General features: G+C 43.2%; 13 protein-coding genes. 6 read left to right on the top strand and 7 right to left on the bottom strand.

Annotation, left to right across the window (positions count from 1 at the left end; genetic code table 11):
- Positions 1–125: 125 nt before the first annotated feature.
- From J7I42_RS10125 to J7I42_RS10100, 6 genes are all read left to right on the top strand, one after another.
- Positions 126–4,517 (top strand): hybrid sensor histidine kinase/response regulator transcription factor, encoded by a 4,392-nt coding sequence (locus tag J7I42_RS10125; RefSeq protein ID WP_209138658.1) that lies wholly within the window; start codon positions 126–128, stop codon positions 4,515–4,517.
- A 482-nt stretch (positions 4,518–4,999) separates the two neighbouring features.
- Positions 5,000–8,251 carry a SusC/RagA family TonB-linked outer membrane protein gene (locus tag J7I42_RS10120; RefSeq protein WP_209138657.1) on the top strand — a complete coding sequence of 1,084 codons (3,252 nt, stop codon included), beginning with the start codon at positions 5,000–5,002 and terminating at the stop codon, positions 8,249–8,251.
- A 19-nt stretch (positions 8,252–8,270) separates the two neighbouring features.
- Positions 8,271–10,094: a RagB/SusD family nutrient uptake outer membrane protein gene (locus J7I42_RS10115; RefSeq protein ID WP_209138656.1), complete on the top strand. Its 1,824-nt coding sequence runs from the start codon at positions 8,271–8,273 to the stop codon at positions 10,092–10,094.
- Between the two features lie 10 nt (positions 10,095–10,104).
- Entirely contained in the window at positions 10,105–11,733 is a 1,629-nt protein-coding gene (locus tag J7I42_RS10110; RefSeq protein ID WP_209138655.1) for a DUF4957 domain-containing protein, read from the top strand.
- A gap of 28 nt (positions 11,734–11,761) precedes the next feature.
- The gene (locus J7I42_RS10105; protein WP_209138654.1) at positions 11,762–13,381 is read left to right on the top strand and encodes a glycoside hydrolase family 28 protein; all 1,620 of its coding nucleotides are present in this window, start codon (positions 11,762–11,764) and stop codon (positions 13,379–13,381) included.
- 643 nt (positions 13,382–14,024) lie between these two features.
- Entirely contained in the window at positions 14,025–14,318 is a 294-nt protein-coding gene (locus J7I42_RS10100) for a HigA family addiction module antitoxin (RefSeq protein ID WP_209138653.1), read from the top strand.
- A gap of 99 nt (positions 14,319–14,417) precedes the next feature.
- Here J7I42_RS10100 and J7I42_RS10095 read toward each other — a convergent pair whose 3' ends face one another.
- The 7 genes from J7I42_RS10095 to J7I42_RS10065 all read right to left on the bottom strand — a co-directional run bounded on the left by J7I42_RS10095 (position 14,418) and on the right by J7I42_RS10065 (position 22,537).
- Positions 14,418–15,098 carry a YiiX family permuted papain-like enzyme gene (locus J7I42_RS10095; protein WP_209138652.1) on the bottom strand — a complete coding sequence of 227 codons (681 nt, stop codon included), beginning with the start codon at positions 15,096–15,098 and terminating at the stop codon, positions 14,418–14,420.
- 10 nt (positions 15,099–15,108) lie between these two features.
- Entirely contained in the window at positions 15,109–15,729 is a 621-nt protein-coding gene (locus tag J7I42_RS10090) for a GIY-YIG nuclease family protein (protein ID WP_209138651.1), read from the bottom strand.
- Positions 15,730–15,773: 44 nt separating this feature from the next.
- Entirely contained in the window at positions 15,774–16,442 is a 669-nt protein-coding gene (locus tag J7I42_RS10085; protein WP_209138650.1) for a hypothetical protein, read from the bottom strand.
- 2 nt (positions 16,443–16,444) lie between these two features.
- Positions 16,445–17,257 (bottom strand): hypothetical protein, encoded by an 813-nt coding sequence (locus tag J7I42_RS10080; protein ID WP_209138649.1) that lies wholly within the window; start codon positions 17,255–17,257, stop codon positions 16,445–16,447.
- 42 nt (positions 17,258–17,299) lie between these two features.
- Positions 17,300–18,028, bottom strand: coding sequence for a M48 family metallopeptidase (locus J7I42_RS10075; RefSeq protein ID WP_209138648.1), 729 nt, complete (start codon positions 18,026–18,028; stop codon positions 17,300–17,302).
- Complete coding sequence (locus tag J7I42_RS10070) at positions 18,028–21,165, bottom strand: type I restriction endonuclease subunit R (protein WP_209138647.1); 3,138 nt, start codon at positions 21,163–21,165, stop codon at positions 18,028–18,030. Before J7I42_RS10070 ends, J7I42_RS10075 begins: the two co-directional genes overlap by 1 nt.
- Before the next feature lie 127 nt (positions 21,166–21,292).
- On the bottom strand, positions 21,293–22,537 hold the full coding sequence (locus tag J7I42_RS10065) for a restriction endonuclease subunit S (RefSeq protein WP_209138646.1): 1,245 nt from the start codon (positions 22,535–22,537) through the stop codon (positions 21,293–21,295).

Here is a 22,537-nt window from a genome sequence, read left to right as displayed (position 1 = left end):
ATGAAAACACCCAACAGACCATAAAATGGGACATAAAAAAGGTAGATTTTACAAGTAAATGGTTACTTTCACTATATTGTTAAACAGTGGTAGCGGTAGCCTTACCCTGAACGATTGTTTGTGTTATGAAGAGGATTCCCCCATATTGTTTTTGGCTGTTGATTTTTCAACTGCTGGCAGTAACCACCCTGTTTGCCCAGCCCAAGTGTAAGATCGAGCACTATTCTACAGAAGATGGGCTCTCACACGATATTATTACCAGTATTTACAAAGACCGCGAAGGTTTTATGTGGTTCGGCACCTGGAATGGCATCAACCGCTTTGATGGACAACGTTTTGTTGCCTATAAATCCTTCCCTGGCGATCAGTCTTCTTTAAAAAGCAACCGGCTCGATCAGATCATGGAAGATGATTTCCTGCATTTATGGATCCAGGGTTACGACGGACAAATATACCGGTTCAACAAGCGCACGGAAAAAATGCGGCCCTTGTCATCCATTGTGAAACTGCCACCCCGGAATAAATATTCTTTCCGGCGCATTCTTTCCACTACAAAGGGCAGAATATGGATCGAGACCCAAAATGAAGGATTGTTACTGGTGACTTCCCCACAAGCGGATTCCTCAGCTTTTTATGCCTACCAGGAAGGATTGTCAAAAGAATTCAACCTGCCCTCGAACCAGATCTACTTTTTTAAAGAATTAAAGAATGGAGAAATATGGGTAGGTACACAAAAAGGATTGGTTTGCCTTAAGCAAGACGACAAAGGTGTTTATAAAAATATACCAATTGATTTCATCCCAACAGGTATTGCATTCACCTGTGTTACAACGGATGCTAATGAATCAGTGCTTTGGTTTGGCGGTAATGACGGGCGTTTATATGTTAAACAGCCTGATGGTACATTTGGCGTTAGGTTATTTTGTAAATCGGCAATAAATGGTTTACTGTTAAACAAGGACCAAACAAGGCTTTATGCCACATCAGTCGGAGGAGAATTGCTGGCACTGAATTTTGGCCATGGCTTTACTACTACCAGTCAGCTGATAAACGACCCCGGCAATGCCCTGCGTTCCATCTATGAAGACCATACCGGCCATCTTTGGGTAGAACCACAACGCGAAGGCGTGATCAGGGTTGACCCGGTAACTGGCAAATCGAAAACCTATCATCAACAGAACAATTCGAAGTATAATTATTCGGGCGACCATTTTGGTGTTTTTGAAGATAACCAGCAACGGGTATGGGTGAATTTAAAAGGCGGCGGTTTTGGCTATTACGATTCTGTAACAGACAAAGTTGATTATTTTTATAACGAACCCAACGCCCCCAATCACCAGTTCTCGAATATTGCCATTATCTCGTATTACGACCCGGCAGGTTTGCTCTGGTTACGCACCGAGGAACGGGGTATTGAGAAAATAACCTTTCAACGCAATCCATTTGAACAACACCTGTTGATAAACCCGGGCACATTCCGGTCAGACAATGAAGTACGCGGACTGCTTGAAGACCGCAAAAAGCGATTATGGATCGGCGGGAAAGGCGGGAAGCTGTATGTATATGACAACGGGAAACCAGTAGATAACCTGTTTGCCAATATGCCTGCCGATGGTTTAGGTTTGGTGTATTCCATGCTACAGGATAGAACCGGCGCCATCTGGCTAGGTACCAAAGCACATGGTTTATATAAAGCCGTTCCGTTGAACGCTGCCGAAACAAAATACCAGCTGTATCATTACCTTCATAAGCCTGAAGACCCGGGCAGCATCACCAACAACGAAGTATACTCACTGCTTGAAGATAAAGCAGGCCGCATCTGGGTAGCCAGTTTTGAGACCGGGCTCGACCTCGTTGTTACCGAGGGCGATCGCGTCACATTTGTACACGATCGGAACGCATTAAGCGACTATCCCGTGAACCTGTTTCATAAAATAAGGCATATGGCCCAGGACAAGGATGGCCGGCTCTGGCTGGGCACCACTGATGGTTTACTGGTTGTGAACACCAGTAACCCCGCCAAATTCACCTATGCCATGTACCAGAAGATCCCGGGCGATGCACACAGCCTTGGGAACAATGATATCCAGTTTATCTACCGCGATTCCCGCAATACCATGTGGCTGGCGACCTCAGGGGGTGGATTGAACCAGGCTATCGGGGATGACCCCATGAAGCGTTTACGTTTCGAAGTATATACCACGCAGCATGGTTTGCCCAACGATTACCTGTTGAGTTGTCAGGAAGACCAGGAGCATAATTTATGGATTGCCACACAAACCGGGTTATCTAAATTCGACCTGCAGAAAAAGATCTTCCGTAATTATAACTCTTACGATGGTGTACCGCAATATGCTTTCTCGGAAGCATCGGGTATCCGCCAGCAGAATGGTCAACTGGTATTTGGCACCATCAAAGGCTTTTTGACCTTTGATCCCAATGCCATCGTCAATCATCCCATCGCCGCTGAGATGGCGTTGACCAATTTGCAGATAAACAATGCCAATATTGTTACTGGGGGCAAGGATAATATCCTGCCTGTTTCTTTGGACTATACGCCTGTATTGAAACTGGCGTATAATCAAAACAACATCAGCATCGATTACAGGGTGCTCGATTATCGCTCCAGCGACAAACAATCTTATGCCTACCGCTTACAAGGGTTCGATACCGGCTGGCATTACAACCGCAGCGAGCGCCGCGCTACTTATACCAACCTGCCACCGGGGGATTATGTGTTTGAAGTAAAATGTATAAACCCCGACCTGTACAGCAAAGAGCCGGTAAAACGTATACAAATAACCATTCTGCCACCCTGGTGGAAGACCTGGTGGGCGTATCTTATTTATGTATTGGCGGCAGCCATCATCTTCGAGATCGTTCGCAGAGCCACGATCACCAACCTGCGCTTACGGCAACGGATTGCAGTAGAGAAAAAACTGGCGGAATTGAAGCTGAACTTCTTTACCAATGTATCGCACGAACTGCGTACACCACTAACGTTGATTGTAAACCCCATTGAAGAAATTGGCCGGCAGGAAAACCTGAGCACCCAGGGCCGGCAGTACATAGAAGTAGTTCGCAAGAACGCCCACCGCATGGCACGGTTTGTGAACCAGTTGCTCGATCTGCGAAAACTGCAAAGCGGTAAGGCCAGCATTCATACCTCAAGAGTGGAAGTGATCTCCTTTGTAAAAAGCATTGGCGAATATTTTCTGGAACTGGCAAAAGAAAAACGCATCGACTTCCAGGTAGTGAGCGAATCGAAAGAAATAGAAGCCTGGCTCGACCTGAACAAGATAGAAACGGTGATCTATAACCTGGTGGCCAATGCCTTTAAGTTTACGCCTGAAGGAAAAGCCATCCGTGTTCACATTAAACAATTACCTGATCATAACAAACTACAATTTGAGGTCAGCGATCAGGGCAAGGGCGTTCCACCCGAATTGCTCAACCAGATCTTTGAGTTGTTCTATGAAGAAACAGAGACCAATAGCAAGTCCATGAAAGGCACTGGTATTGGATTAGCCCTTTCCAAAGAAATGATCACCCTGCACGGTGGTACCATAACAGCACGTAACAATGAAGCCGGCGGCTTGACCGTTACGGTAGTTGTACCAGTGGGTAAGGCAGAAGCGCCAAAAACGACATTGGCCTTTCAGCCGCCTATTGAAGGAGTCAACCCTGAATTAGGAATGAACCGGGAAACGCCAGCCCCTGCTGTAGCACAGGATGGCAATCAGCCGTTGTTATTGGTCGTAGAGGACAATAACGATCTGCGGTCATTTTTGCGGGCCCAGTTCATTACCCATTACCGGGTTGAAGTGGCGGAGAATGGTGAAGAAGGATTGGCCAAAGCCATTGAATTGCAACCCGACCTGGTGTTGAGTGATGTGATGATGCCCAAAATGAATGGCATCCAGTTATTGGATAACCTAAAGAACAATTTGGCCACCAGTCATATCCCTGTTATTTTATTGACTGCCAAAAGCGCCGTGGAAAGCCAGATTGAAGGATTGGAATATGGGGCCGACTATTACATCACCAAACCCTTCCGGCAGGATTTTCTGGAAGCGGCCATTCGTAACCTGATCAGCAAGCGTAAAAAGATCCTGGCTTCTCTACTTGACAATAAAAAGACCATTGAGCTGGAACCAGGTGATGTGTCCATCACTTCCCGTGATGAGACCTTTCTGCAACAGATAGTAGCTATTGTAGAAGAGAAAATGACAGATGCGGATTTCAATATTGATACCGTGGCAGAGACCGTTACCATGGGCCGTACTACCTTCTACCGCAAGTTCAAAGGACTCACCGGACTTGCGCCCGTCGAATTCGTTCGGGAGATGCGACTGAAACGCGCCAAACAATTGCTCGATGCCGGGGCAGGTAATATTTCCGAGATCGCTTACTCAGTTGGTTTTAATAATGCCAAGTATTTCAGTACGTGCTTTAAGGCGAGGTATGAGGTTACACCTAGTGAGTATGTGAAGAAACATTATAAACAAGACCTGTAAGGTCCATCATTGGGACTCGCACAATCAACCTGATGACTTGGACCTGACAGGTCGGAGTCTTAATTTAACCACGAGACCTGTCAGAGCCAGTCCCGATTTATCGGGATGCAATTCAACCCACTACAAAGGCAAGGTCAAATGATGCACCTTACAGGTCATTCCAATTAGCTAAGACCTGTAAGGTCTGCATTTTGAACTCGCCAAGCCAAGATGCAAAGCAGACCTGACAGGTCGACCAAGTCAGAAACCAATGACCTGTCAGAGCCTGTCCCGATTTATCGGGATGCCATTCAACCCACTACAAAGGCAAGTTCAAATGATGCACTTTATAGGTCAACCTTCTCCCTATTGACATTCACCCTCTTACACTCCCACTAGACAGCTTTCGCCTCTATTACCAATTTTTAAACCTATTTGGTCAAATACCAAACCTCATCGCGGGAGCCAACCTGTATGTTTGATTCGAACAACAAACCCTAACGATGAGAAAGCTTGTCATTCAAACACTGCTGTGTTTGCTATTATCTTTGACTGTATGGTCACAAACCCGCATGGTGACCGGGAAGGTGCTCGGTAAGAGCCAGGAACCCCTGGTGGGAGCCACCATCCTTATTAAGGGTTCCAAAATCTACACCCTCACCAACGACAAAGGTCTTTTCAAGATCGCCATTCCTGAAACCGGTACCACTACGTTGGTAGCCACTTATGTTGGTTACCTTAATATGGAATATGTGGTTACCGATCAGAAAGACATTAAAATCACCTTAACGCAGGAAGACAAGAAGTCGCTGGAAGAAGTTACCGTGATCAACATCGGTTATGGCAGCGTTTCCAAAAATGCAGTTACCGGCGCCGTTTCTTCCGTAAGCGCTAAAGACCTGAAAGATTTCCCGGTTGCTACAGCCGCAGAAGCGCTGGCCGGCAAACTGGCGGGTGTATCGGTGATCACCTCAGAAGGTAAACCCGGTGCCGATATCACCATCCGGGTACGCGGGGGCGGTTCCATTACGCAAGACAACTCGCCCTTGTATATTGTTGACGGTATACAGGTGGAGAATGCGCTCTCGGTAATTTCGCCGCAGGAGATCCAAAGCATCGATGTATTGAAAGATGTAGCTTCTACTGCTGTGTACGGCGCCCGGGGTGCCAATGGCGTAGTGCTCATCACTACAAAAAGCGGCAAGAACAGCACCCGCACCACGGTAGGGCTGAGCAGCTATGCCGGGATCCGTAACATCACCAACAAGCTGGATGTGATGAACCCTTATGATTACGTGTTGTATCAATACCAGTTGTACAACCGGAATACCGATCAGCAGACCAAAGATGCCTTCACCAAATCATACGGCACGTTTGAAGACCTGGATATTTACAAGAACGTTCCATTTGCCGACTGGCAGCAAAAAATATTCGGCCGTGATGCCCTGTCGCATACCGAAAACATGAACATTGTTGGCGGCAATAAAAACTCCAACTACAATTTCACTTTAAATAATTATAAGGAAGATGGTATTATGTTGAATTCCGGAGCCAAACGGATCTTTGCCGCCTTCCGGTATGATAACATTGCCACGGAAAAATTCCGGTTTGGTTTCAATGCGCGTTACAGCCGCCAGATGGTTTGGGGCGCTGGTACCAGCAACTCCGGTTCGCAAAGCAACAACCGCCTGCGGAATGCCGTTCGGTACCGGCCGTATGAAGGACATGGGCTGGAATCAACCATCGATGAGTTCGATCCCGACTATGCCAACCTTACCAACCTCACCGGTCCAACGATGGATGCATGGTCCACTACCAAAAATGATTACAATAACCAGATCATCACCAGTGGCAATGCGCAGTACACCATTATTCCCGGGCTAACTGTTCGTACGGTGGTTGGTATTACCAGTACTGAAAAAAGGACAGATCAGTTCAACAGCGCTATCACGAGTATAGCCCGGCAAAATGCCAATATGCCGGTGGTACAACTATCTACCAATTCAACCCTTACGCTCACCAACACCAATACAATTACTTACGATTTTGCCATAAAGGAATTACATAAATTCACTTTGCTGGCGGGTCAGGAGATCAACCAAAGCAACTCACGCGACTTTGGAACTACCATGAAGTGGTTGCCGGTTGATATTACCGATAAACAGGCTTTTGCAGGTATCCAAAAAGCGACCCCACCCAGCGGCGCGGTGCAAGACCCACCTACTACCTCAGAATCGGGTACACGCCTCGCGTCTTTCTTTGGCCGGGCTTCTTACAATTATAATGATAAATACCTGGCCAACTTTATCGTAAGACGCGATGGCTCGTCCTTGTTCCCGGCACAAAACCGGAATGCGGTATTCCCATCAGCTCAACTAGCCTGGCGGATCAGCAATGAAGAGTTCTTCACCAAACTCAACCTGGCCTGGCTAAATAATTTAAAACTTCGGGCAAGCTATGGGTCAGGCGGCAACAACCGTATTGGTATTGACCTGTATAAAACATTATATGCTGCCAGCAGTAATAATGGTTATGCGGTAACGGAAGCGGTAACACCTGGTTTTGCATCCAGCACACTCGCCAATCCCAATTTAAAATGGGAAACAACTGTAAGCCGCAACCTGGGTCTGGATATGGACCTGTTGAATAACCGGTTGAGTGTAAGCCTTGATTATTACAGTAACAATACCAAGGACCTGCTGCTGACTTCCAAGATCGCTCCTACTTCTGGTTATCCCGAACGATTAGAAAACGTAGGAAAAACTTCAAACAAAGGTGTGGAGCTGCAGTTAAACGCCAGCGTTATCAGGACTACCGATTTTTCTTACAATGTAGCATTTAACATTTCCCACAACAGGGGCCGGATCGTAAGCCTGGGTAATGATCAATATGGCAATCCGAAAACTTCCTATACCGTATCATCAGGCGGGATCAATGGATTCGATTTCCTGGCTGATGTAGGCGGGCCTATCGGTCAGTTTTATGGATATGTAAGCGATGGTCGCTACGAGCTCAGCGATTTCGATGTTACTTATAATGCCAGCGCCAATACCTATACTTATAAATTGAAAGCAGATATACCCACCGACCGCGACATCGCATTAGGCAGCAAAGACCCCGCTCCCGGTGATATGAAACTGAAGAAATTAAGTGATGCGCCAGGTAATGCTATTACAGAAGCAGATAAAAAAGTGTTGGGTAATGCATTCCCGGTAGTAGCAGGTGGCCTGAACCAGCAGTTCAGTTACAAAAATTTCGATGCCACTGTTTTTGTAAACTTTTCTATTGGCAATGAAACGTACAATGCCAACAAAACCGAGTTTACCGGTCAATACCTGTATAAAGACAACAACATGTTGGCCGATGTAAGCAACCGCTGGAAATGGTACGATGACAACGGCGCACTGGTTACCGATCCCGGCAAGCTGGAATCCATGAACGCCACAACCAAATTCTGGACACCACCCGGCGGTCAGTACATTCTCACCTCTTACGCTATTGAAGACGGGTCATTCCTGCGTGTGAGCAATGTAACCCTCGGTTATTCTTTACCACAACAATTGCTGAAACGCAGCAAAGTATTCTCGCGTTTCAGAATATACGCTACCGTAAACAACCTGTACACCTTTACAAAGTACACCGGGTTCGATCCGGAAGCAAATACCCGCCGCAGCAATCCATTAACGCCCGGCGTTGATTATGCAGCCTATCCCCGCAGCCGGTATATGCTGGCTGGTATCGATGTAAGTTTTTAACGATTAAAAAGGAAAGATCATGACACGCAATTATAAAAAAGCCATTGCCGGTTTGTTCGTAGTAAGCCTGGCATTGGGTTCCTGCAAAAAATACCTGGATGTGGTAAGCCCTTCCACCATTTCACAGGAAGCTACTTTCAACAGCGCTTCCTATACCAACTCAGCCATCATTGGCGTATACAATCAACTATGCGGCGATAATGGCGCCACCAAGGAAGGCACTATTTGGGCAGTATCGGCCGATGATTTTAAAACCTCAGGCAGTTACAGTGCACAGGACCGGCGGGGGGTGAGCATGTATGGCGCCAACAGTGAGAATGGCGAGCTACAGAACGGATTCAACCAATTATATGCAGGTATTGAAAGAGCGAATATCTGTATCGATGGCATCCGCAAATCACCGCTGTTTGCAGATGGTTCTGCGAGCCAGGCAGTAATGGGACAATACCTGGGCGAAGCATTGGCCTTACGTGCCTGGTTCTACCTTACCCTGGTAAAGAACTGGGGCAACGTGGTAGCACAGTGGGAACCTTCCATACAAACAACATTGCTCGATGTACCCGTAACATCGGGCCGGGAAATACTGGAACGTTTGCTGGATGATCTGAAAGAAGCTGAAACCCTGGTGCCCTGGATAAAAGACGCCGGTTACCCCGGTACGCGGTTCACCAAAGGAGCCATTAAAGGACTGCGCGCCCGGATAGCCATGTTCCGCGGCAGCTATATGATGGATAAAGCATCACACACCATGCTGCGCAGCAATAACTATAAAGATTACCTGAAGATCGCGTATGACGAATGTAAAGAACTGATGAGCCGCCGGGACCAGCACGATTTAAACCCGGTATATGAGAACATTTTTAAATCGTTGCATACCAGCACCCGCCTTGATCCTACTAATGAGTTGATGTTTGAAGTAGGGGCTTATGGCGCAGGCGCCCGTACCGATACGAAGCTGGGGTATTACAATGGTATTCGCATCAACGCTTCCTCCCGCTTTGGCGGCGGTGGCGGCGGCGAGCTGGCGATTGCTACTTACTTCTATGAATTTGATCAACTGGGCGATGTACGCCGCGATGTTACCCTTGGTTCATACGAGATCAACGACAGCACTTATAAAGTATTGAACACCCTTAACAACATGACCGATGCCAAATTCAGAAAGTCGTGGACAAGCATTGTAGGCACTTCCCAAACGCTGGCCGTAAACTGGCCCGTGTTACGGTTTGCAGATGTATTGTTGCTATTTGCCGAAGCCGATAATGAATTGAATGGCGGTCCATCCACAGAGGCGCAAAACGCACTAATGGAGATCAGGAAGCGGGCCTTTGTTGGAAATGAAAGCCGCATTCCCGCTATCCCCACCGATTATGCCGGCTTTTTTAATGCTATTGTAAAAGAACGTTTGCTGGAATTTGGCGGCGAAGCCATTCGCAAGTACGACCTGATACGTTGGAACATCATCGGCGCCAAGTTTGAAGAAACGCGGGTGAAGCTGCGACAGCTGATGAATGGTGAAGGGCCGTATGTGAATGTGCCCAAATACGTGTATGTAAAACCAGCCGTGTACAATGTGGTGGAGTCGGGAAAAGAATTTGCCACCCTGGATACCTATGGCGGTGAGCCATCGGCTACCCTGTTCCAACCCGGACTGGGCTCTTCTACTGCGCCAACAAAAGAATGGATCACCAAGAACTGGCGGGCTTCCATAAACGAAGAGTACATTACCGGGAAATCGAGCGGGTTTGCCACCTATTTTGAAAGCAATAAGAAAGAGGTATTCCCTTTCCACCAAACCATTTTGCAGTTAAACACCAATACGGAACAAAACTTTGGTTATTAAAACAGCACCCATGAATCGATCAACACAATATATAGTAGCAGCGTTTTTATTACTGGCAACTATTTCCTCCTGTAAAAAAGACGATCCCAATGCAGGGCTCGAGCCACCACGCTTATTCAAGCCACAGGGCATATCGGTAAAAACCACGGCTACCACGGCCACGGTGACCTGGAGTGCGCCGATACTGGCCACGGGTTTGCCCCTGTCGTATACGGCGGAATTTTCGCAGGACTCCACGTTTGAAACATCAGAGTTCAGTATTATCACCGACACACTGAGCATCACAGTAAGTGATGAAAAAATAAAACTGCGCCAGAAATATTATGTACGTATAAAAGCAGAAAACTATGACAACCAGCCCGAATCGAAATGGGAAAGAAGCAGCGCCTTTTCCATTAATGGCGAGCAATGGTTTTTCCCGCTCCGGGATGTAGAGTTGAATGAAAACTCAGTCACCCTGCGCTGGACACCCAATAACACGTTAACCACGTTGGCGATTGCGCTCAATAAAGGAAAAATTGATCTTTACCAATTAACGCCCGCAGAGTTGAGCAGTGGCGTGAAACTGATCCCCGGTTTAATTGCAGACACCACTTACATTGCGGAGATCTTTGCAGGCACTAAGAGCAAAGGCTTCCTGTTTTTCAAAACTTTGGCGCCAACGGTGTACACTACCGTGCTGAATGCAGGTGATGATCTGGGCGCCGCCATTACAGCAGCGGCCAACAATGCAGTGATTGGGTTGAAACCCGGTACTTATACAGGTAGCAGCAACTTTGCCATGATGCAAAAAACGGTGACCATTAAATCGCTTTCAAATAACCCGGCCGATACTAAAGTAGCCTTCAAGGAATTTACGTTACGCGGCAATGGCGCCGGAATTAACCTGCAAGGCATTGAGTTGGATGGCACCCCTGGAGCCGCCGCCTATTTTATAAACCTTACGGGTGCTGCAGCCGATGGCGAGAAGTGCGCCTATACCCAGGTAAGCATCAGTAATTGCATAGTGCATGGGCTAGCTACCAGCTTCTTCAGGGCCGACAGGGGCGCTGCAGCCGGCGATTATACTATGAACCAGATCATAATTAAGAATGCATTGGTATATGATATTGGCGTAAGCAACTATAGCTGTTTTCACCTGAACGAGCTGGCATTTAATACCATGCAGGTGACCAAATCTACTTTTTATAATATAGGACGCCAATTGTTGAGCATCTCAACCGTGCTGCCCAGTGTACCCAGCGTTACTTTTGATAATTGTACATTCAACAATTTTGGATCGACCAACCTGAACGCCATTATGAATGCGGGCAGCAATCCCGTTAAGTTGAACCTTACAAACAGCATTATAGCCAATATACCCCGCCCTGGCGGAACAGTACTTACGGCGGCCATCAATGCAACCGCAGCAGGTACAGGCATCGTCTTTAGCAATAACAATACGTTCAATTTAACCAACGGAGCAGCCACACCAGCCGTATTAACATGGCCAACAACCAATATTACGCAGGTGAATAATCAACTGATCAACCTGGGCTGGACGGCCAGCACCATCGATTTTACCTTACCGGTGAATTCGGTATTACGAACAGTAAGCAGTGCAGGCGGTGCCATTGGCGATCCCCGATGGGCTTATTAATTAAAAGAATAAAACGCAGACATTACCAATGAATATGATCAAGCGCAGTGTAGCAGTAACCCTTATGATAGGCATTACCCTTTTAAGCAGGGCACAAACAGGCACCTATTCCTGGAACAATTTACCTAAGGTACAGACACCCGTATTTAAAAAAGACACCATCCAGATCACCCGATTTGGCGCCAAGCCAGATGGAATAACGTTGAATACGGAGGCTATCAACAAAGCCATAGAAGCCTGCAGCAAGCAAGGCGGAGGTGTGGTTAATATACCGCAGGGGATTTGGTTAACCGGCCCGATTGTTTTAAAAAGCAACGTGAATCTGTATGTAAGCCGGTCGGCCTTGTTACAGTTTACGAGCGATAAAACGCAGTACCCGTTAATAGAAAGTCATTTTGAAGGAAAGAAGACGGTGCGCAACCAGGCGCCTATTTCCGGTACCGATCTGGAGAATGTAGCCATAACCGGAGATGGTGTTATTGACGGCAATGGCGATGTGTGGCGGATGATAAAGAAAGATAAGTTGACCGAAGGCGAATGGAAGAAGCTGGTAGCCTCCGGCGGTGTGGTGACCGAAGATGGACGCAGCTGGTACCCATCCGAAGCATATATGAAGGCCGAGTATGATAAAGGCCCCAAGACCGACTACGAGGCCATAAAAGATTACCTGCGACCCAATATGGTGGTGTTGAGGAATTGTAAAAAGGTGTTATTACAAAACACTACCTTCCAAAACAGTCCCTGTTGGAACCTGCATACCTTATATTGTGAGCACGTAACTTTTGACGGCGTGCGCGTACGCAACCAGCCCAGCGCCCAGAATGGCGATGGCATGGATATAGAATCGTGTTCGTATGTAGAAGTAAAGAACAGTACGCTGGATTGCGGCGATGATGGTATTTGTATTAAGTCAGGAAAAGATGAAGAAGGCCGTAAGGCGGGCAAAGCATCGCAATATATTTATATCCACCATAACATTGTATACAAAGCGCATGGCGGTTTTGTAATAGGCAGTGAAATGAGTGGAGGGGCACACGACATCTTTGTTACCGACTGTTCCTTCATCGGTACTGATGTAGGACTCCGCTTCAAGACCCAGCGCGGCCGAGGCGGTGTGGTGGAAAATATCTATATCAAAAATATCAGCATGCGCAACATCGTTGGCGATGCCATTCTGTTCGATATGTACTACTTTGGCAAACCCACCAACCTGGCCGCTACCAATGGCAAAGTAGAGATCCCACCGGTGAATGAAGGTACGCCGCAGTTCCGCAAGTTCTATATCAACAACGTTACCTGCGATGGCGCCTCCCGTGCCATGCTGATCCGTGGGTTGCCTGAGATGAACATTAAGGATATTAACCTCTCTGATATAACGATCAAGAGCCGCCGCGGCGCGGAGTTGATCGAAGCGAGCAATGTTTCTCTTTCTAATGTTGCTTTACAGTGCAGTGAAACCTCTCCGTTGATCAATATTGAGAACAGTCAGGCCCTGTCGTTTTCCAAGGTGCGGTCTTTAACTACACCCACGCAGTTTTATAGTGTGAGTGGGGAGCGTGCTCGTGAGATTAAAGTGGATACAGTTGTAGAAGGGAGTGTGCAGTTTAATTATGGGGCGGAGAAGAGTGCAGTTATATCGGGGAAATAGTTTCCAGTAATCATATTTGTGAACCCGCCAGGAGACTGGCGGGTTTTTGATTTGCCTAATTAATTGGACATAAATTTCCGCCATAAAAAATACAAGGATTTAAAGATCAATTACATACTAACTACACTCTAATAAAACCTCTAATAAAACCTCAAATAAAATCTCTAATAACCTCTAATAATTTTACATCGTTACACTATCTGTTATTTTCATACAGAAAAGTCAATAGGCATCCAGACTGGTACAGAATTGCTGCCTTTGTTTATGATACTGATCTAATACCATACTCTTCTAGGAAGGTGCTCCGTACTTTTTAGCGACCAACTGGGTACCTTTTCTATTTGCCCCTACAGTATGTCGTTGATTTTCAGGTCAACTTAAAGCAGGTAACTGGGTACCTATTTTGTACCAGCTAGGTACCAAACTTTGAAGCGCCCCCATAAGAATGTTATTTGCAGCCGGCTTGTTCATTTTTTTGTTGTGTTCATGATTCATGAACATTTCATTTTTTTGAACAAGTTACGTTTCCCTATAAAAAGCTTGCTTCTAACGGATTGATACAAATCAATAACTAAAAAGGGAAAATCTAATCCGTATATCTTTGCCTTGGAGGGGACCAGTTATTAAGCACCACAACAAGAATATGTTTATAAAACTCAGTAGTCTTACGCCTGCCTATGCCATTCATCCAGGTGAGCTTTTAAAAGATGAATTAGAAGCACGAGGAATAAAACAAAAAGATTTTTCTGAATTAATCGGCGTACAGCCTTCTCAATTGAATGAAATCATTAACGGGAAAAGAGGTATAGACGCTGAAATGGCTTTACTATTTGACAAAGCCCTTAATATGGACGCAAGTATATGGATGAACCTTCAAAAATATTATGAGGATGATCTGGCGAGGATAAAAGGAGAAAGTTCGCCTGGCAATTACTAAAAGCCGCTTATGTTATATAAGCGATTGCATAATTAAATGCCGTTCAGTTTGACATCTTTTTTGAACTGTCTGCTTTCCTTGACAGCTGAGAGCTTTTATTTAATAGTTTGATTTTATAGTAATCAGAAGATCGCTATTAAAAATAGCCGCAGGAGAAATAACCTGCTCATTCATGGGGATTTTATTACCGTAGCGATTTTTCATTATATTTTTAACATCTTCACTATTTAAATCAAAATCGCTAAGTTTTTCAAGTTTACCAATTTCAACACTAGCAGCACGTTTATATATCTTCCATATTAGTTCCGAACAATATATTTTTTCGTCGGACCATTCAAAGGTCAGGTCATAACTTTTGCCTTTTAACCGATTACATACCTGTTTCATCTTTTCCAATACAGAATCAGTTAATATCTGATCAGCATTTTTTAGTCGCTTTATTACATATTTACCGCCTTGTCCACGTGCAATCCATTGTTCAAGTGGAGTACTTTTTACAGGCTGAACTGCTTCAAGAACATAATAGTTCTGCCCATCTTTGAAGATAAGTCCACAATGTGAGTATTTTGATTTTGTCGCCAGCTGAATTGCTTTGCTTTGCGCTGAAAGAGATGTTTGGAAAATAATGTCACCATCTTTTAAATTAATTCCATCAAGTCGCGTAATGTTAGTACTTGCATTAAAAGCGGGGTGTGTAGGTCCTTCTGACTTCCGTAACGAATAAAGCGCACCTACAATTAAAAGGCTTATAAAGCCACCAATTATTAACCTTCTTTTCATTAATAATCATTTATTGCATTGGATAAGTTTCATTGTAGATATCCTTCAACTTTCTACCATTATATGTCCAATAAGGGCCCGGTGCAACATGATATTCGATATCCAAAATTATCTTGGTTGCATTTGATAAAGAAGTCTCTTCTCCCCGAAACCGAATAGTTCTATCGCTTACAACAGTAACCACTTCCCCATTTTCAACAGATACCAGTTCACTATCAATAGGAATATTCATGTCATTAAAATTTAACCGGGGCCTGTTTTTCCTTGCATATTCTACACCTGCTTCTCGATCCACTTCATCTACTGTCTCTTTCTCATTGGCTACCTTGGGAGTTACATCCTCTATCTCCATCAATTTTATAATAGCAATAGCCTGAGCAGGATCTATTGCAAAAAATTCTCTTTTGGGATTGACACGATCTGGTCCAAAGGCAATGTGCAAAGCCTTTTCAACCTTTTCAAAATTGCTCACTTTTGCGGCATAAACACATTCAAATGGCAATGGAACACCCGAATTATATAATTGAGCCATTCTATATTTTACATCTTCCTGAGAAGTCATACCAATTTTTATCATGTTTGGTATGGCGGGGTTTGTGAGGATGTATACGATTCCTTGGGTTGATTCCATATGAAACTATATTTACAAAATATTACACAAATTAGTTTACAACTCTAACCAACAACTATCATCTGCCGGTTATCACAGTCAAATCTACCCACTTGTTTTATTTTATTGTTTTTACAATACTGCTCATGTTCATTAATTAACTCACCGTTAGTCAACAAACAATTGGAGGCCAAATCTACCAACTTATTAAATTTAAGACCGTCTAAACGTTTAGGCACCTGCATATCTCTTGCACATTGAGCAAATTCCCGAATTATACCAATATCAAGTGTCGCCTTGCTTGATTTTCTATATTTTGCATCCATAATAAGAACAACATGCGATTCATCAGGATCTTCCGAATTGGGATCTTGAATAGAGATATCAGCTGCAAATGTAGTTTGGGGAGACATGCTGATTTTTACAGAAACACCCATACATAAATCATAAAGGGGTTCATTTGAGGACTTACTTTTAGAAATTATAAATTTCGCCCACTCAGATTTTATTCCAGGATTTATAGCAAATTTATAACCCTTTTTCCCAGGACAGAGTTTAATATTATGATGAGTATTTAAATCATTTAAAACCTTTATGGCACAAAAGAACTCATAAATATAATTTGTCTTATTTTCGGAAATTCCTTCAACAAACCCAAATGCATTTCCAGAGCCCTCCCATTGGGACAATTTTTCTATTGATTTACGAAGTTGCCTGACTTTTGCTATAGCCATATTCAATCGTTTAGATCTATAGGTAATGGTTTATCTCTAAATAAAAATTCAAACTCTGATTCATTTACATTCGTCCGCCTATCTTCTGGAATTGAGATATCAACCTGTTCCAGGTATTCATTAATTATATTTACCTGAGTGAGTATGCTATCGTTCCGATTTCTTGAATTTGCAGTATTATAAAAAGCTATTGCCTCAAGCGCTTCCCCTCGTTCAATAAAGGTTTGCATTTGAGTATATGCCGCAGCCAATTGCTTAGCAGGGGTGGCAACTGCGTACTGAAAATATTCATTTAAAAGGCTTAAGACTTCTGCATTAGAATATCTATTTTGCAATATGTCAGGATTTCTTTCAAATATAAGTTGACTGAACGCTCTTCTATGATCTGTGTGCAAGGCATTTAAGGCCGTGCCAACGATTGTTCTGGAAAGAAATATACGATCTTCAACAATGGCAGAAAACTCTATATCGGATAATTTGTAATATTTTCTATTAAAATACCGGCCTAACCGGCTCCTGAAATATTTAATTCGAGGAAAGCTAAAGATATAATCTTCAATCTCCTTTACTTCGCCAAAATCCCTAAGCAACTGAAGTGTAATTGTAATAACATTTCTCCCTATACTACGTTCAGTTTCCCGCTTACTAATTCGAATTATCTTATAATGATGAGTAAATAAGCGCCTCCGGTAATTAAATTCAAAAAAAATCACTTCATCACCCGCTTCTCCTTTAAAATTTTGCTTTTGATTCCAGTCGACACGTACCTCACCTATGCCAACATTTATATTTTTACTGTTAAATAACCAGTACATGAAGTTTATTATTTCTGATGACTAAACTTCAAAATACATAAATTATTCGAATATCCTAACGGTCTGTAACCGATTTTTCCTTTTTTCCCAATCCTCCATATAACGGCTTAGCATACCATAGAATTTAGGACCGTGATGCAGGTGTTTTAAATGACAAAGCTCATGCACAATGACATAATCAATACACTGAACCGGCGCCTGTATCAGTGAGAGGTTAAGCGTTATATTTCCTAATTCTGTACAGCTCCCCCAGCGTTTTTCCAGTCGCCTAACCAGTAACTGATTAAATGATATTTTTTCCCGTTTCAGTATATATTCGCATCGCTCAAAGCGCTCCTGGAATATGATTTTCGCTTCCCGCTTGTACCAATCCATGATTAGGTTGGCTAACTGTTTCTGATTCGTCTTACTTTTAACTATAGCTTTTATGTATCTTCCTTCTCTGCTAATCACTTCCGGCGATCCTTCCAGTACTTTCAACCTATATTTTCTGCCTATGTAATAAAGCGTTTCGCCACTTACAAATTCAATCTTCCGCCGTAATAGCATTGCTTCGTATGATTCAAATCTCCTTATCTGTTTACTAATCCATCCAGCCCGCTTTCCAACCTTTTCTAATATTTTTTCCAGGCTGGCATCATAAGGTGCTGTTATAGTTACCTGCTTATCCGGGGTAACAGTTATGCCCAAAGTTCTCCTTCTCCCATACGACAGCACAAATGGAATACGGGTAGTTCCATATTCGATATGCAACCCTTCACTTTGCTTCATTAATAGACTTTTTTAGCAACAGTTATACATTTTTCAAGTATTGTATCCAACAAATCATAAGATATAATAATGCCTAATTGAGCCGACTCCCGAAGCAGATAGTCTTCCATGTCATTCATCATTTTATTTTTCACATCATTATTTCGAACCCAGTCTCTAATCACCAGTGATGAAATAATACTGGCTATTTTTAAACCGGCCTGTGCCAATGCTTTGTTCTGTTGCGTATTAATTTGTATTCCAGCTTTCAGTATTTCTTCACGAAGTATACCGTAAAATGCCCGGGCTTCCGGTTTACCCTGAACTTCTGCTGGTATACCTTCAGGACTGCCTTTTAACATTTCATCCCTTATCTGGATCTGTTTAGCCAGATACTGAGATTCATTGATCCTTTTTTGCAGAAAATCCTGGATAGCCTGGTCTATCATATCTGAAAATCGCTTGTAGTATACCGGGTCTTCGTCCATCTTTTCAGAGGCAACTTTACTTGTAGCATAAGCAATAGCATCTGCCTTTGAAGCTATTGAGCCGGTTACCCGTTCTACTTCTTTTTTAAACAGTTCCTCATCGAAAATATTGATTGGCTCTGTAATCTGATCCATACCATCAGCACTTACATATGTATCCAGTAACTTTTGAATCCGCTTTTCATATTCTTTGAAATCCATTTTTTCGGCATATCTCCGCTGTATTGAAATCCGCAAAGAATTATAAAACTTGAACTCATTAATAAAAAAAGCTACTTTCTCCTGGGGGAATATCTTCTCCAATTCATCGCTGGCCGATAATGCAGTCTGCAGGTTACGCCCAAATGCTGTAAGCTTTTTCCGAAAGAGATCACGTTTATCATCCGGTCTCAGAAACCGTTCCAACGCTTCCTTGTCATCTTTCTTTTTAATCTCTTTAAATACATCCACCAGGTCGGCATGCCGTTGCGGAAGTTTCTTTATCTCTTCGGCTATATTAATCAAGCTGCCCTCCAGGTCCTCCTCATCAAATTCGCTTAACGCAGCATAATGGGTCAGGGCTTCATCCAATTCACCTAAAATGCCGATATAGTCAATAATATGTCCAAAGTCCTTTCCTTCATATAAACGGTTTACCCGCGCAATTGCCTGTAACAGATTGTGTTCAGCCAACGGTTTTGCCAGGTATAAAATGCTACAATTCGGTGCATCAAAGCCGGTTAACAATTTTCCCACTACAATCAATAATTCCACATCTTCACTTTCCTGCTTGAATTTGTCAATAGTAACACGTTCATATTCTTCCATACCGCCATATTCCCTGGACGTCTTTTCCCACCACTTCTGCACTTCTGTGGTTGGTTCTTCATCCACCTCTTCATTATCCTCTCTTGTATCCGGCGCTGAAATGATTACTCGTGCATTGAGTTGCAGTTTAGGATTGATCTGGTTTTCAAAATATCTCAGGTATTTAATAGCCGTTTCCCTAAGCGGTACAGCCAGCATAGCTTTGAACCCCTTACCCTGCCAGTTCTCGCAGTAATGTTTGCATATATCGTAGGCTATCTCCTCAACTACCTGCTGGCTTTTATAAATTTGTGTAATTGAAGCAAACTTCCTTTTAAGATCTTTAGTTTGGTATTCAGTTAATGGCTCACTTACCCGGCTAAACTCTTTATCTAACGCGCTCCTATTAACCGACAATTTCGCAGACCGGCCTTCATATAACAATGGTACAACCGCTTTATCCCGTACTGCTTTTTCGATTGGGTAATTAGGCAAAATAAACCCGCCAAACTTTTTAGCTGTTGATTTTTGATTGTGGGTAAGCGGTGTTCCGGTAAAGCCGATATAACATGCTTTTGGCAATGCTTTGCGCATTTTTGCATGCATGATACCGTATTGACTGCGGTGACTTTCATCGACCAGTACAAAAATATTTGCCGAATCATTTTCAAAATCACGGCGGCTTAATGCCGCATCAAATTTATCAATGATGGTAGTTATAACCTCTACTCCGTTATCAGCAATCAGTTCGGCAAGATGAGCGCCACTTTTTGCTTGTGCCGGTTGTTTTTGACAGGCTGCAAAAGTGTTGGTGATCTGCGTATCCAGATCAATACGGTCGGTAACAATAATAACTCTGGCATTTTTAATATCCTTTTCCAGCGACAGGCATTTTGCCAGCATCACCATTGTTAAACTCTTACCACTGCCTTGAGTATGCCACACAACCCCACCTTTGCGCTGGCCATCCTTGGTAAATTCTTTTATCCGTTGCAAGGCGTTCATGACGGTAAAATATTGCTGGTAGCGGCATATTTTCTTCTTTCTATCGTCATAAACAATAAATTTATACACCAGGTCAATTAACCGCTCTTTGCGACAAAGGCAATACAGCATTTTGTCCTGAAAAGTGGGCAACCGGTCTTCCACATCTTCCTTAGTTCCAGGAACCGGCTTTTTAATAATGGCTTGTACTTTATCCTCAACATCCGTTTGCTCTTCCCATACCGACCAGAACTTTGGCTTTGTATCAATGGTAGCATATTTCACTTCGTTGGGATGAACAGCCAGTAGCAAATGAGCATAATGGTACAATTTAGGAATACCATTTTCTTTGCCCTGGTTTCTTTGATGTTGGGAAATAGCTTCATCGATGGAACCATTTCTATCTCTTCTTTTATTTTCTATTACGGCAAAGGGAATTCCGTTTATGAATAAAACCAGGTCGGGCCGGCGGGTTTCATTTAGTCCATCTACTGCAAACTCATCTGCAACATGATAGACATTATTCTTTGGGTTCTCCCAATCAATGTATTTAATGGTAAAGCTTTTCCGGTCACCCTGAATAGTTTCCTCGAAGCTTTTACCCAAGGTGAGTAGGTCGTATACTTTCTCGCTGGTTCGAACCAGCCCTTCATCAGACACATTTTTGATGGCATGAATGGCTGCATGAATATTACCCTCAGAAAACTTATAATTGTTGCCTCTATAAGTGAAGGAATTGAGGGTCTTTAATTGCTGCTCCAGAATGTCTTCTAAAATTACATTACTTCTAATGCCACCACGCTGCTGCAGCGCTTCTTCTTTGGTAATGTGCTGCCAGCCCAATTTTCGTAACAGTAGTAAGGCGGGGGATTGGGAATCGTGTAGTTCTGTATAGCTCATACTATTTCTTTGTGGATGTATGTTTGTGTAGGTGTATTTTCATAGTATCGCTGTTCCCTTCCCCACTTTTATGGCACTTTATAAGATTTGGACTGTGTTACTACCATTTGTTGCTAGCAACAATTGGCTATACTTTTACTCTTTTTTTACCGGTTAGGAGTTGTTGCATGAGGCCTTGTTTTTGAAGTTTACAATTTTCTAACGATTTCTCTATATCAATGATTTCATTATCACAAAAAGAAAGCACTTCTGCGATTTTCTTTTGTTCAGATAATGATAATACTGGAATTTGTATTCTTGAGACTATGTCAGTGTTTAAATTCCTTTGCGTCCCAGGTTGTCCACTATCAGCCAACTTTGGTGTAATAAATTCAATAAAATGATATAGAAACTCTTTTTCAAGACTTGTTTCGTAATCCCTTATTAACACAAAACCGTCATGAATACAGGAGGGTATATTAACAATTTTCGGCACCCCAATAGTTGCACAAATTGACATTATTAAATCACCTATTTCCACCTTTACGCTGTGTGATGCACCTAAATCGGACAAATATTGAGAAGTAAAATTTAATAATTTGCCTTTTTCAAAAGTAACGTCAGAAATTCTTATCCATCCCCTACCGGTATGAGAAAAAAAGTTTGGATTGTTAATTGGTCGAGGTGATGCTCCTCTTCTAATAGAAGCTATATCTCCCAAAGAATTATAGTGCCATTTCTCATTCTTAAACTCCTCAAACCTTTTTTTACCTGTAAGCAATTGCTGCATTAAGCCTTTTTTGAGTTGTTGTTTGGCAGCTATTAATTGGGTGAGGGTTTCAATGGATTTATCCCAAGTAGAAAGAACTTCCGCTATTTTAAGTTGTTCGCTTTTATTTTTGGGGATTGGCACCTTAATTCTTCGTACTACATTTATTGCAAGTTCCTTCAGTGCCGATCCATTCAAGTGAGCCATCAAATAATCACGAAAAAATGGCGACGATATTTGCTGTTTTAGGTATTCACTGTCGTAATTGATTTTAGGTGCAACTAAAGCAACGCCTCTTGTAAGATTGTAACCTTCATGGCTTTTTGTAGCCCTAGCCAATTCTCCAATCTTACCACGTAATGCCATAACCAAATCTCCTTCTTTCAATACAGTTCTCTTATACGCATTACTAATTTCATGAGAAGTAGTAATTAAATTTTGATCATCTATTTTACCATCTACGATATCCAATACACGGATGCACTTTATTCCATCATCCACTGGAAGGCCAGTCTGAACAATCCCATAAGAAATAGGTCTTTCATTTTGAGTTATATGTGACAACTCTAAACACTCCCACTCTTCCGGTATCCAACCCAACTCAGTATGTTTATATCCTTTCAT

Source organism: Niastella soli (assembly GCF_017742245.1).
GTDB classification, from domain to species: domain Bacteria; phylum Bacteroidota; class Bacteroidia; order Chitinophagales; family Chitinophagaceae; genus Niastella; species Niastella soli.
The sequence above is the reverse complement of the archived record's forward strand: the minus strand, read 5'-3'. Positions and strand labels throughout refer to the sequence as shown.